Here is a 13,981-nt window from a genome sequence, read left to right as displayed (position 1 = left end):
CCTGCTCCTGAAATGGTTGAAATAGCTCGTGACAATATCAAAGCTTTCTTAAATGATGAATTTGAAAAACAGGGAATTTAATTAGATTCCTATATTTTTTTGATTTGAATTAATTTAGGAATGCCTAAACTTTATATACTTTTTGAGACATATATTATATTGCAGATGTAATCTTTGATTATTGATGCAGATTGTTGCAAGAAAGATATTTATAGAAAACAATTTGATACTCATCATGAATTCAAAATGTTAAAGCTCAGCTTCTATTCATATCAATCGCAACAATCCTTTTTATAATAATCAGTTTCACTCTTCTTCTTTTGATTTCAGATAGCTTTCATGGATTTCATCGGCCAATTCCTGATTTCCTTCGATGATGGGTCCGGTATAGTCACAATCATAACAAACCCACCGTGACCAGTTTTGGGGAATAATCCATTTTACTCTTTTAGATCCGCATCTCGGACAAATCTTGAACATCATGTTATCTGCTTTTAATTTATTGTAATTAATCGATTTTATAGAAACTCCAAATCAAATCAAGTGCTTCACCGGGTTCAAGTGCACCTGACCGTGTCTCCCTCAATATTCTCTGTATTGAAAATTTCTTCATATGCGGGAACTTTCTGTGAACCTCATACAACAGCGGACAGCCAAACCCTTTGAAGGTCTTTAAATCATAGTTTGCAATTAAAGATTTTATCTCTTGTTTTCCAACACATAAACTTGCTGGAAGGTTCAGTCGATATAATGAATCATCCTGTAAATTCATGCATTGGCTGCCAGTTGCAAGCATATCACCAAAGACAATTATGGGGATTTCTTCAGTTTTTGCATATTCCTTTACAAGTTCGGAAGTGTTTTTGGAACATCTTCCGCATGGGTGAAGTTTACCTGTGAATGATTCTTCAATGATATCCGAATAATCGGTTTTTAGGTATTCATGTTTTATATCAAGCGATTCGGTTAAAAGTTCAATGTTGTTCTTAAATTGTTTGGGCAGTATTATAGTTCCAGGATCTACTGTAACTGCTATAGGATTAAAACCTAACTTTTTAGCCAGAATCAGTGAAAAGCTGCTGTCAACACCACCTGAAAGCGCAACAACCGTTTCGATATTTTCTGATTCTTCGAATTCATTTTCTTTAAAATAAGTGTCAAAGTTAAAACTGTAGATGTTATCCAGCTTGCTTTCAATTGTTTTTTCCAGATTTTTCAAACCAACCAAATCCAAGTCCAGATTATTGACAGTTTTTTTGGATAATTTAAGTTTGTATTCTTTGTTTAGGAAGTCTCCATAAGATTCGACATGGATGCTTTCAAGACCTAATTTTTCACGCAGTTTTCCAACTACCCAACCTCCTTTGCCGATGATGGCTGATTTGTCTGGGCGGTCTTCTGTTATAATCCATAATTCATTGTTTTTAAAGTAAATTTCTTCAATGAGGATATTAACTTTTTCATGACCTATTTCCTGCCTTATGGCGTTTACTTCATCTAAAATGAACTCTTTTGTATACATTTAACTCATGTCTCTTGTAACGCTGATACTTTCACGGGAATACAATTCAGGGTTTTCAATAATCTCCAAAGCTATTTTTTCAATAGACTTGTATGTGGAAACGTAACCCCTAGCCTCTTGACCCTTTTTGGTTATGACGCATTCATCATCATTTTCATAAATGATATATCCTGACCTTAATATTGTATAGTCAAGGTCACTTTCCTCAATGATATCAACCGCATTTCTGTTTGGAATTTGCTCCTTCTCATTTTCCAGGTTATATTCACCACCATTATCTTTTGGAAGTTCGTTGTAAATGCCGACAACGGTCATATAAATCAATCTTTTAACGTTTAATTCTACAATATTGCGGGCAATCACACTTTGGTCTTCGCCTGAAACGGCACAATACACGATATCCTGATTTTCCAAAAGACTTTTCAACTCTTTTCGATTGGTGGCATCTAAACTTCTTGCAGTAATCCTGTGGCTGTCTTCATAAATATTGCCTGCGGATTTGGAAATTAATGTTAGCTGATAGTCTGGAATTGAAAGTAACTTGGCCGTAAACGGTATTCCGAAATTTCCGGTTGCACCAATTATTGCGATATTCATTTTTTCACCTTTAATAATATTTGGTCATGTTAGTATAAATTTTTAATTAAAAAAACATATATAAATGGTATTAGAAACTATTGAGGGAAATTGATGGAGTATAGAAAATTAGGCAAAACAGGCATTGAAGTATCTGAAATTGCATTCGGTGCCGAATTTTTGGTGGAAAGGCCTTATGATGATACTGAAGTGTTGATAAGGGCATGTGAAGAGCATGGAATTAACTTTGTCGATTGTTGGATGAGCGAACCCGATGTGCGCTCACATCTGGGCAGAGCCATTAAGGGCAATCGTGAAAATTGGGTAATCCAGGGCCACATTGGATCAACCTGGCAAAACGAACAGTATGTCAGAACACGTGAAATGGATAAGGTAATTCCGGCATTCGAGGACTTCATGAAAAGATTTCAGATTGATACTCTTGATTTCGGCATGATTCATTATGTTGACCAGTTGGAGGACTATAACGAAATTATGGACGGCCCGTTCATAGAATATGTTCGCAAATTGAAAGAGGAAGGGACAATAGCCCATATAGGATTGAGCACTCATAATCCTGATATTGGAATTTTGGCAGCTCAAAACCCTGAAATTGAACTTCTGATGTTTTCAATCAATCCTGCATTCGACATGTTCGGTTCAATGACTGATATTGAAGAGTATAGAAAGGAAGATGCTTATGATAGGGAGTTTTCAAGCATCAATCCTAAAAGGGCGGAAATTTATGAATTGTGCGAGAAAAACGGAACTGCATTAACAGTAATGAAAGGATTTGCTGGTGGAAATTTATTGTCTGATGAAACTTCACCATTTGGAGTGGCTTTAACTCCGGTTCAATGCATACATTATGCATTGTCCCAAAAAGGAGTTTCAAGCATTTTTGTAGGTGTTAAAAACCCACAGGAATTGGAGGAATCCCTAAAATATTGTGATGCAACTGAATCTGAAAAAGACTATTCTCAAACATTAAAGAATGCTCCTAAAAATTCATATAAAGGCCAATGCACCTATTGTGGGCATTGTCAGCCTTGCAGTTCAGGAATAGACATTGCAATGGTAAACAAATTGTTCGATCTTGCAAAAAATCATGATGAGGTTCCCGCAAGCATACAGGAACATTACAACAACTTGAAATATGATGCGACCGAGTGCATAGCGTGCGGAGAATGTGAACCTCGCTGCCCATTTGATGTGCACATTGTTGATGTAATGCTTGATGCTCAGGATTTATTCGGATTTAAAATGTTTTAATATGATTAATGATAAACCTATATGTGATTACTATGGCGTATGAAATTAAAAACAAAAAGAATATCTCAACAATTGGCGTGCATGCAGGTCAGGAAGAAGTGGATGAAACCGGCTCAAGAGTAACTCCGATTTATCAAACAACATCATATGTATTTGACACTCCCGAACAGGCTGCAAACAGATTTGCCTTAAAGGAAGGGGGAAACATTTACACAAGACTGACCAATCCGACCACTGAAGCTTTTGAAAAAAGAATGGCGGCTATTGAAGGTGGGACTGCAGCATATGCAACAGCTTCAGGAATGGCGGCTATCTTTTATGCAATCATCAACTTAACACAGGTTGGAGATAATATAGTCTCTGCTGATAACTTGTATGGCGGAACATATGAGCTGTTTGAAAATACTTTGGAAGAATTGGGCCGTACAGTAACATTTGTCGATTCACAGTCACCGGATGAGTTTGAAGCGGCAATCGATGACAGGACCCGTGCAATCTATGTGGAGTCAATAGGAAATCCTAAATTGGACATTCCGGATTTTGATAAAATTTCAAAAATTGCACATTCACACGGAATTCCATTGATAGCGGACAATACTGTGGGTATTGGATCTGTAAGGCCGTTTGACCATGGGGCAGACATTATCGCATCGTCTGCAACAAAATACATTGGCGGTCATGGAACCACTCTTGGCGGAATTGTCATTGAAAAGGGTGATTTTGATTGGATGAACGGTAAATTCCCAACATTGTCTGAACCTGATGAGACCTATAATGGGTTGATATTTGCTGAAACATTTAAAGAGTCAGCTTTCACCACAAGAATCAGAACTGTTGTCGGAAGGGACACAGGTGCTGTGCCTTCTCCGTTCGGATCATTTTTATTGCTTCAGGGTCTTGAAACTTTAGGCTTAAGGATTGAAAGGCATGCTTCAAATGCCATGGCAGTTGCAGAGCATCTGGAAGCTCATCCTAAAGTGGCTTGGGTTACTTACTCCGGTTTGGAATCTTCTCCAAACCATGAAGTGGCCAAAAAATATGCCGAGAAAGGTTACGGTGGAATAGTCTCATTCGGACTTAAAGCAGGTTACGATGGTGCTTTGAAATTCATTGAAAATGTTGAACTGATTTCATTTTTAGCAAATATAGGTGATGCAAAATCACTGGTGACCCATCCTGCCTCAACCACTCATTCCCAATTGTCCGAAGAGCAGCAATTGTCCACTGGAGTAACTCCTGATTTGATTAGGTTTTCAGTGGGAATTGAGGATATTGAAGATATCCTGGCTGATGTAGACCAGGCTTTGGACAAGGTTTAATTACATTTTGAAGTTCATTTGAACTTCTAATCTATTTTTTTATCAAAAATTTAATGTATTTCTAGGTTTTTCATTAACTATTAATAATTTGAATTTAAAATATATTATTGGTGTTTAGAGATGGATTTCGGTTATGCCCCAATTTTAGAATTAGCTATTGTAATAATCATCTTTCTTCTTTCAGTGGTTATTGGAACGTTCATATATAACAGATTAAAAAACAATTCAAGTTCATTATTGAATTCAGGAGAATATCTTCCGGAAGAAGAAATACATACACTAAAACAAGTCTTTTATCTTGCAATGATGTCACTTTGTTTTATAGATTTAATATATTCTATGGGGATAGCCCAATTAAATTTAATATATCTTGCGATATTTGACATTCTTCTTTCTATATTCATTGCAGTTACATTAATTGATAAAAAATCTTTAAAGGGCAAATTAATAATTTTATTGCTGGTTCCTTATGGTTCCTTAAATTATTTTCTATTTAATCAGTTAAATTTGCTTTATGTAATTGATATTATTCATATTTTAATGTTTATTTACTTTATAAAAATTTATTATTATAAATTTAGAGAGTATACTGATTCCAACGGTTTGGGAATTGCTGTATTATTGTTATTTGTAATAATTTTTCTTAGCTTTTTATTTACTCAGATTGTTGAAGGCGTTAATCCTTTAGATGCATTGGTTATGGTTTCAAATGCATTTACCAGTAATGGTTACGCTATTTTAGGTAACTCTATCTTGGGTAAATTGAATTCTCTTCTTTTGGTTTGGGGAGGTTACATCTTGTCAGGTGTTGGTACTGCAACATTAACTGCGGCCATTTTAACAAAACACTTCAACAGGCGATTTGATGAATTGGAAGAGTTAATCAAAAATAATAATGAAGATTGATTATGCCTAATGAGAATATCGACTCGATTACGGGTTCGCCTAGAAAAGCTATAAACAAACTGGCTTTTCCAACAATATTTTCAATGCTTTTGATGTTTTTGAATAACCTGATTGATAGCTTTTGGGTTGCGGGAATCAATGCCAATGCACTTGCCGCGCTTGGTTTCATAACTCCATTATATTTGGTCATCATTGGTCTTGGTAGCGGTGTGGGCGCAGGTGCAAATTCACTGATTTCAAGATATGTTGGAGCCGAAAGATTTGAAGATGCAAATAATGCGGTTGTCCATGCATTTATCTTAATGTTTGTCGTATCAGTTATAGTTTTAATTGTAGGCATTTTCTTTTTGGATGATTTAATAATATTGTTGGGTGCAGGGAGTGTCAGCACATATTGCCTAAGTTATGGAGAAATCATATTTTTTCTCAATATTGTATTTTTGGCACCTAATGTAACATCCAGTATCTTTAGGGCTGAAGGGGATGTTAAAAGAGCTACCAATCCGCTTATCTTAACGGCTGTCATTAACATGATTTTGGACCCGCTTCTGATTTATGGACTGAATCTGGGAATTTTCGGTGCAGGCCTTGCAACCGTGTTAGCTTCATTTGCCGGATTTGTATGGATGCTCTATTGGATTTATGTTAAAAAAGACACTTATTTCAAGTTTAATTTTAGCTATTACAAACGTCGGTTGGAAATCTATAAGGAGATTCTTGTCGTGTCACTTCCTGCCGGCTTTGAGGAGATTATATTTTCGTTGGTTGCAATAATTTTGAATTATCTTATCATGGTTACCGCAGGAGTCAACGAAATAGCATCATTTACGATAGCATGGAGATTTATCTCAATCATATTCATACCTTGCATGGCAATAGGAATCGCAACCATTACAGTATCAGGAATAGCTTATGGGGCTCGCAATTGGGAAAACTTCAATGAAACAATCAAATACTCAACAATATTGAGTTTGGCAGTTACTTTGGCATTGTCTGCAATTTTTTTAATATTTGCTCATCCGATTTGCGAACTCTTCAATGTCCAGGCAAATAATTTTGCTCTTGTAAACAGGGCCGCTGAAATATTGCAGCTGCTGGTGTTCTATAACTTTCTGATTCCTTTCGGGGCAACTGCGGCATATGTTTATCAGGGTGTAGGATCCGGATTCAAGTCTTTGGGTTTAACCATTTTGAGGGAAATTATCTTAAGCATGGCATTTGCATATGTTATGGGCATCACTTTTGCCATGGGCGTTTTTGGAGTTTATCTGGGGGCAATCATCGGAATGAATATCGGTTCCATAATCGGTTTTGTTTGCATTTGGATATTCAATCTGAAGTTTAAAAAAGAGGTTTATAATATTAAGAGTTAATTTAAGTTGTTTAATTAATAAATAAATGAAAAATTGTCTCATTTTGAAAAATTGAATTGATTTTAAAGGAAAATTTTATTAACTGTCTCTTTTATAATATAAGTTAGGTGATAGGTATGGCAAAACCAATTGCCCCCACTCCAGTTTTTGAAGGGGAAGCTTTAGATGAATTGATTAAATATATGAAAAGACCATTAACCAAAAAAGAAAAAGAATTAAATGAACGTTTGAAGAAACATAGGGAAGTACCTTTGATAGGTTTTGATTAATTATTTTTCTATTTGAATTTTTCTAATGTCTTTATACATATGTATTGATGCAGTTTTGTTTCTTATTGCGGTTCTTTTTAATTTTTTTGGATTATGTATTTTTGTGTGTTCGAATTCATTTTTTGAGTAGAAATTTCTTGCGGTGCAGTATGCATCAACAGTTATGAAGCTTATTCCAAGCTTTTTTGACATTTTTTTAATAATTATGGATATTGTGTCTAGTATATCATTACCTAGACCTAAACCTTTATATTTTTCATCAACAGCTAATCTGCCAATTTTTACAGCAGGATAATATGGATAAATTCCATTTTTCTTTTTAATTGTTTTACATTCTAATTTGTCTGCTAAAATAGAAACATAACCGATTATTCTATTATTATAAATAGCAATGTATGTTACACTTAAATTTTTCTCTTGTTGTTCGAGGGCATCTTCTTTTAGAAATTCATCAAGGTCTTCAACACCGCATGAGAAATTACTCAAGTCATGTTTTGAAGATAATTTTTCATAGTGATAGTTGTTGACAATATCTTCAATAGTCATAATAATAGTTAATATGTTAGTAAATATATATTTATTGTTTATTTTAGATAAAAAGTTTATATAACTTGTATTTTAATAATTAAAAATAAATAATGTATCATTATTCAATTTTAATAATTTTAAACAATTTAATTAAATCGAAAGTTTTTTATATAGAAAAATTAATATTCCATTTGCAGAAGCAATTTTTGTGGGTGAGGCTCATGAAAAAGGAATCATTTGATGAAGAAGAAATTAAAGTCAATAAAAGAAGAACCGATAAGGTATATTTTGAATCTGCTTTCATACAATCAATTTCAGATAAAATTGATTTTTTAAGGGAGGAATCTAAAGAAATTCTAAAGGAATTGGATTCCACTGAATTCAAACAGCAATTGGATGATTTTGATCTTGAAGAGTTTAGTGAAGATACAATTAATCTCATTGATGACATATTTGACGATATTTCAAGATTTAAGGATGATGTGATTGATACGGAAGACATTCCGGAGGATGTTAAAAAACATTATCGCACCACTCAAATGTATCTTGACCGTGATGATGATTATGTAAGAAGGGCAAAAAGAAAACTGGAAAGATTGGAAGCCCATAAATTATCTGATTCATATGAAACAAGATTTAGAGCGATAGAGCTTTGCGATAAAGCCATCATGGTTAATGAAAATAATTTCGATGCCCATTTCCTAAAGGCTCAAACATTGGTTGAACTTAAAAAGTATGATGAAGCTATTGAAGAGTTCATCGCTTCACTTTCAATAAAAGATGATATTGAAGTTTGGCTGGCTATTGCAAGAGCAAATAGGCTTAACGGTGACTTGGATGATGCTATCAATGTCTATGATAAAGTCTTATCAAAGAATAAAAATTCATTTGAAGCATTTAAGGGAAAGGCATACACTTATTTTGATTTGAAAGATTACAAAAAGGCGAATTATTTTTTCAATAAAGCAAATTCCATCCAACCTTTGGATGAGGCATCCGAAAAGATTTGGAGTGTTTGCAAAGAAGATTAGATTGGATATTATATCTTCAATCTAATTCCTTTTTTTTATTAATCTATTATTTTTTTTGATATTTTGAGTATTTTTAAATATTTTCCTAATTTTCGTATTTTTCATTGAATGTAATTCAAAAAAATATAAAAATGTTTAATTACATAATTATGATTACAAAAATATTTAGGTGAAAAAATGGCAAAAAACGCAATAATTACTGGTGGATCCAGAGGGATCGGTAAAGCAATGGCTTTAAAACTAGGTGAACTTGGATACAATGTAGCAATCAACTACAGAAGTGACTCATCTAAACAACTGACTGAAGATTTAGTTGAAGAGATTAAATCAGAATACGGTGTGGATGCCATTGCTGTACAGGCAGACGTAAGTGTATTTGAAGACTGTAAAAAATTAGTTGAAGCAGCTGTCGAAGCATTCGGTGAAGAAATTGATGCTTTAGTAAACAATGCAGGTATTACAAACAACTGTAACTTCATTGACTTACAGCCTGAACAATATGAAGCTGTAATCAACACAAACTTAATCAGTATGATGCACATGTGCCACTTGGCTCTTCCTTACATGGTTGACCGTGAAACCGCAATTGTATGCACAGCATCTGTAGGTGGTTTGACAGGTGTAATTAACCAAGCTGACTACTGTGCTGCTAAAACAGGTGTAATCGGATTATGCCGTGCTTTAGCATTAGAATTTGCACCAAGAAAAGTAAGAGTTAATTCCATCGCACCGGGTATGATCATGACTGATATGTTACGTGGTGTAAATCAGGATGAATTAAATGCACTCGCTGCAACAATTCCTCTCGGCCATATTGGTGAGGTTGAAGAGATTGCTGGTGCTTTAGAATATATCTTGACTGCAGATTATCTGACAGGACAAGTTATCTCACCTAACGGTGGATTCGTATTGCAATAAGGGTTTTAAACCTTTATTTTCTTTTTTTTAAATATCCTTTGATTTGGTTTAGTGGCAATATTTATATATAAAAAAACTTAAAGGTACCTTTAAGAAATTAAAAAATAAAAGCCGGGGAATCATGAATATATCCAAAACACTAAAAACTATAAGAAAACTCTTAAGTCCATTAAAAAAGAGCATTATTCCTCTTTTTCTTATTGTCGTGTTCCTATTGGTTGATGTTTACTGCAATCTGACCTTGCCCACATACACTGCGGATATTGTGGATGTAGGTATACAAAACACGGACTTTAACTACATAATAAATGTAGGAATCATGATGATGGCTATGGTCCTGATAGGGGTCTTGGCTACAATAGGTCTTTCATACTTCTCAAGTAAAGTGTCAGCGGCATACGGGAGAGACTTAAGGAAGATAAGCTATGACAAGATTTTAAAATTTTCAAATTTTGAGTTAAATAAGATATCAAGGGCTTCCCTTATTACACGCAATACCAATGATGTATATCAGATACAGATTTTTTTAGGATTATTCTTTACAACAATACTATTTTCACCGATATTGGGTATAGGGAGCATAATCAAGGCCTTGGAACTTGGAACCAATCTTTTATGGATTATTGGAGTGACATTCGCCGCAGTAGCCATACCTTTTGTCATAATATTTATAAGCGTTGTGCCTTACTTTAACAGAATGCAGGAATTGACTGACAAAATCAATCAGATATCAAGGGAAATATTAATGGGCATTCCGGTTATTAAAGCATTCGTAAGACAGAACTACGAAGAAAAGAGATTTGAGAAGACAAATGAAGACTTCAGACAAGTAAATCTGAGGGTCTTTAGGGTCCTTTTGGTTTTAATGCCTGCAATGACTTTACTGTTAAATCTGATGATTGTTCTTATTTTATACTTTGGGGCATATGACGCAATCAGAGGGGAAATATTAACAGGAACTATTATAGCGTTTATCCAATATGCCACACAGATTGTTATGGCATTTCTAATGATGGGCGGATTTTTGGTAATGATTCCAAGAATTTTAGTATCCGGCAGGCGTGTTGCTGAAGTAATAAATATGGAAATATCAATCAGCGATGGGCCAATCGATAAAATAGATGATGACCCGATTATCGAATTTAAAGATGTAACCTACATCTATCCCGGAAGCGAAAAGGAAATATTGAAGAATATCAATTTCAAACTGGAAAAGGGAAAAACCACTGCAATAATTGGAGGAACTGGAAGCGGAAAATCCACAATTCTAAACTTAATTCCTCGTCTTCAGGATGTAAGCAATGGGGAAATTCTTGTTAATGATAAAAATATCAAGGATTATAAGTTATCTGTCCTTAGGCAGAGGATTTCCTATGCTCCTCAAAAGGCAATTCTTTTTGAAGGAACAATAAGGTCAAATATGCTTGTAGGCAAAGAGGATGCAAGCGATGAGGAGATTAGAAATGCATTGGCTATGGCAGAAGTTGATTTCATAGAAAGTTTGGACGATGAGGTTTCACAAGGGGCATCCAATTTCTCAGGAGGACAGAAGCAGCGTCTTCAGCTTGCAAGATCAGTAATATCTAAACGTGACTTTTACCTGTTCGATGACTGTTTTTCAGCACTGGACATGAATACGGAAGCAAAAGTTAAGGAAAACCTTAAATGCCTAAAGGAAGATTCATCAATGCTCATTGTCTCACAAAGGATTTCAACAATTATGGATGCTGATGAAATAATAGTGCTTGATGAGGGAGAGATAATAGACAAGGGAACTCATGAGTACTTGAATGAAAATTGCAGTATTTATATGGAAATCGTATCTTCCCAAATAGAACATTCCAAAGACTTGCTGTATGACGATGAAGAGTCTTCCAATTTTGTTATAGATTCCGATTATATCAAAAAGACTGCAGGAGGCAAATAATATGGCAAGAAAACCAAGAAGAGCACCTCCTGAAAAGCCGGCAAATACCAGACAGTCTATAAAAAACATATTAACTCTTCTAGTTGGATATAAGTTTAAATTAATTCTAACAGTTATTTGTGGAATCATATCAACAGTATTTTCAGTAATAAGTCCTCTTTTAATCGGTTTTGCCACAACCGCAATATTTGATGGCATAAACTCTGGAAATATGAACTTGGAATATATTATCAATCTGCTAATCACAGTTGTAATCTTATATGTTGTCAGTGCGGTTTTCTCATATCTTCAAAGTTATCTATTGCTTGACATAACAACAGACATAAGCTATAACCTAAGAGAGGATTTAATTGAAAAAATCACACATCTGTCAATGGGTGATTTGGATAGAAATACCAGAGGAGACATCCTATCAAGAATCACAAACGATGTGGATTCATTGCAGTCAGGTATCGTACAGACTTTTAACCAGTTATTGACTGGTGTCGTTACAATAGTTGGTGTTACAGTAATGATGCTGTCAATTAACTTATGGCTGACACTCACTACAATAATATTGGTTCCAATCGCCTTTTTCATTATAATTAAAGTTACCAAATTTTCACAGGATTACTATTTGAAACAATTGGAATACAGGGGCAGGTTGAATGGACAAATTGAAGAGTCATTTACAGGCCATGAAATCATCCGTTCTTTCAACCAGGAAGGGGAATCCATGGATATTTTTGAAGAGGAAAATGAGAACTGGTATGAACAGGAATGGAAATCCAAGTTCTTTTCAAGTCTGTCAGGTCCTTTTGTCCATTTCATTTCCAATCTGCAATATGTAATCATATCAGTTCTTGGAGCAGTGCTTGTACTTCAAAATGCAATAAGTGTCGGGGACATTCTGGCATTTATCCAATACTCCAAAAACTTCACAACCCCAATTGAACAGGTAACAAGAATAATGAACATGATACAAACTGCGATGGCTGCAAGCGAGAGAATATTTGAGTTTTTAGAAATAGATGTTGAAGAAAATCCATCAAAAGAGCAAATTAAAGAAATAAATAAAGAAATCAGCTTTGAAAATGTTAACTTTGGATACACTGAAGATGAACTGATAATAAAGGACTTGTCATTTAAAGTTAAGAAAGGTGAAAAGATAGCTATTGTAGGTGAAACCGGAGCGGGCAAAACCACTATTGTAAAATTGCTCATGAGGTTCTATGACCTGAATGGCGGTGAAATAAAAATCGATGGCGTAAACATCAACAAATATGACAAGCACAGCGTCAGATCCCTTGTAGGCATGGTGCTTCAGGATACATGGCTATTTAATGACACTATCTTTAACAATATCCGCTATGGAAAACTTGATGCCAGTGACGATGAAGTTATAGATGCTTCAAAAGAAGCGCATGCAGACAATTTCATCATGCAAAATCCTGAAGGATACCAAATGATGATGAATGAGGATGCGGACAACATTTCCCATGGTCAAAAGCAGCTTTTGACAATTGCAAGAACAATCCTTTCAAACAAGCAAATATTGATTCTTGATGAGGCTACTTCATCGGTTGATACAAGAACAGAAAAGCTAATTCAAAAAGCCATGGACAGATTAATGAAAGATCGAACCAGCTTCATCATAGCCCATAGGCTTTCAACAGTTAGGGATGCGGATAATATAATTGTAATTGATGATGGACATATTATTGAGCAAGGTACTCATGAGGAATTGATGGAACAGAAAGGATACTATTACAATACCCTGAACAGTCAAAATAGGAGGGTTTCATATGAATGATGCTGATGAAATAAAAAATCATCTCTTGTTCTATAAATTTTCCATGATTAATGAAATTCTGGATCAGAGAAATAAAAAGCAGAATCCGGAAATGAAAAGCATAACAAAGGGTCAGGGCAGATTGATTGTTCTTCTAAAACGAAAGGACAATTTATCCACTAAGGAATTATCTGAGATATTGAATATCAGCGTCACTTCTCTCAATGAAACCCTAAACAAATTGGAACAAAAGAACTTCATTAGAAAAGTTCCATCACAAAAGGACAAAAGGGTTCTGCTTGTTGAACTGACGGAAAAAGGCAGGAACCTTGAATTTAAAGACCATAAGGACATTGACATTTTCGATTCATTAAGCGAGCAAGAAAAGGAAAACATGAATGATTATCTGAATAGATTAATATTGCATATTCATGATAAATTCAAGCAGGAGGAACCTGAAAAGTACGAAAAAATCATTAAAAACAGAAAGGAAATTTTTGAAAAATATTTTAAGGATGATAAACATCACGAAGAATGGGTAAAATTAATGATTTGCAAACAAAAATGAA

At 34.6% G+C, this 13,981-nt stretch carries 14 protein-coding genes; 10 read left to right on the top strand and 4 right to left on the bottom strand.

All coding sequences use genetic code 11. The features are described from left to right. Positions 1 to 306: 306 nt before the first annotated feature. Genes ACJMLZ_RS06740 through ACJMLZ_RS06730 form a run of 3 tightly spaced genes read right to left on the bottom strand, consistent with a single transcriptional unit; the run spans position 307 to position 2,119 of the window. Positions 307 to 483, bottom strand: coding sequence for a hypothetical protein (locus ACJMLZ_RS06740; protein ID WP_405304798.1), 177 nt, complete (start codon positions 481 to 483; stop codon positions 307 to 309). A 25-nt stretch (positions 484 to 508) separates the two neighbouring features. Further along, a complete protein-coding gene (locus tag ACJMLZ_RS06735) occupies positions 509 to 1,522 on the bottom strand; it encodes an ATPase (RefSeq protein ID WP_405304796.1) in 1,014 nt (337 codons plus the stop codon). Next, entirely contained in the window at positions 1,523 to 2,119 is a 597-nt protein-coding gene (locus tag ACJMLZ_RS06730) for an NAD(P)H-binding protein (protein WP_405304794.1), read from the bottom strand. It lies immediately after the preceding gene. A 93-nt stretch (positions 2,120 to 2,212) separates the two neighbouring features. Between ACJMLZ_RS06730 and ACJMLZ_RS06725 the strand changes: the two genes are divergently transcribed. From ACJMLZ_RS06725 to ACJMLZ_RS06705, 5 genes are all read left to right on the top strand, one after another. Beyond that, positions 2,213 to 3,370 (top strand): aldo/keto reductase, encoded by a 1,158-nt coding sequence (locus ACJMLZ_RS06725; protein WP_405304792.1) that lies wholly within the window; start codon positions 2,213 to 2,215, stop codon positions 3,368 to 3,370. A 32-nt stretch (positions 3,371 to 3,402) separates the two neighbouring features. Then, the gene (locus ACJMLZ_RS06720; protein WP_405304790.1) at positions 3,403 to 4,689 is read left to right on the top strand and encodes an O-acetylhomoserine aminocarboxypropyltransferase/cysteine synthase family protein; all 1,287 of its coding nucleotides are present in this window, start codon (positions 3,403 to 3,405) and stop codon (positions 4,687 to 4,689) included. A gap of 120 nt (positions 4,690 to 4,809) precedes the next feature. Continuing rightward, complete coding sequence (locus ACJMLZ_RS06715; RefSeq protein ID WP_405304788.1) at positions 4,810 to 5,595, top strand: hypothetical protein; 786 nt, start codon at positions 4,810 to 4,812, stop codon at positions 5,593 to 5,595. Positions 5,596 to 5,597: 2 nt separating this feature from the next. Beyond that, complete coding sequence (locus ACJMLZ_RS06710; protein WP_405304786.1) at positions 5,598 to 6,968, top strand: MATE family efflux transporter; 1,371 nt, start codon at positions 5,598 to 5,600, stop codon at positions 6,966 to 6,968. Positions 6,969 to 7,084: 116 nt separating this feature from the next. Continuing rightward, positions 7,085 to 7,237: a hypothetical protein gene (locus ACJMLZ_RS06705; RefSeq protein WP_405304784.1), complete on the top strand. Its 153-nt coding sequence runs from the start codon at positions 7,085 to 7,087 to the stop codon at positions 7,235 to 7,237. Here the strand turns inward: ACJMLZ_RS06705 and ACJMLZ_RS06700 are convergent, their stop codons facing one another. Beyond that, the gene (locus ACJMLZ_RS06700; RefSeq protein WP_405304782.1) at positions 7,238 to 7,783 is read right to left on the bottom strand and encodes a GNAT family N-acetyltransferase; all 546 of its coding nucleotides are present in this window, start codon (positions 7,781 to 7,783) and stop codon (positions 7,238 to 7,240) included. A 203-nt stretch (positions 7,784 to 7,986) separates the two neighbouring features. Here ACJMLZ_RS06700 and ACJMLZ_RS06695 point away from each other — a divergent pair, with 203 nt between their 5' ends. The 5 genes from ACJMLZ_RS06695 to ACJMLZ_RS06675 all read left to right on the top strand — a co-directional run bounded on the left by ACJMLZ_RS06695 (position 7,987) and on the right by ACJMLZ_RS06675 (position 13,980). Then, on the top strand, positions 7,987 to 8,796 hold the full coding sequence (locus ACJMLZ_RS06695) for a tetratricopeptide repeat protein (RefSeq protein WP_405304780.1): 810 nt from the start codon (positions 7,987 to 7,989) through the stop codon (positions 8,794 to 8,796). Between the two features lie 177 nt (positions 8,797 to 8,973). Continuing rightward, a complete protein-coding gene (locus ACJMLZ_RS06690) occupies positions 8,974 to 9,714 on the top strand; it encodes an SDR family NAD(P)-dependent oxidoreductase (protein WP_405304778.1) in 741 nt (246 codons plus the stop codon). Between the two features lie 121 nt (positions 9,715 to 9,835). Beyond that, a complete protein-coding gene (locus tag ACJMLZ_RS06685) occupies positions 9,836 to 11,641 on the top strand; it encodes an ABC transporter ATP-binding protein (protein ID WP_405304776.1) in 1,806 nt (601 codons plus the stop codon). Position 11,642: 1 nt separating this feature from the next. Continuing rightward, a complete protein-coding gene (locus ACJMLZ_RS06680) occupies positions 11,643 to 13,433 on the top strand; it encodes an ABC transporter ATP-binding protein (protein WP_405304774.1) in 1,791 nt (596 codons plus the stop codon). Next, complete coding sequence (locus ACJMLZ_RS06675) at positions 13,426 to 13,980, top strand: MarR family winged helix-turn-helix transcriptional regulator (RefSeq protein ID WP_405304772.1); 555 nt, start codon at positions 13,426 to 13,428, stop codon at positions 13,978 to 13,980. Before ACJMLZ_RS06680 ends, ACJMLZ_RS06675 begins: the two co-directional genes overlap by 8 nt. Position 13,981 lies beyond the last annotated feature (1 nt).

The organism is Methanobrevibacter sp., from assembly GCF_045126245.1.
In the GTDB taxonomy this organism is placed as follows: Archaea; Methanobacteriota; Methanobacteria; order Methanobacteriales; family Methanobacteriaceae; genus Methanocatella.
This window is presented reverse-complemented; position numbering and strand designations above follow the sequence as displayed.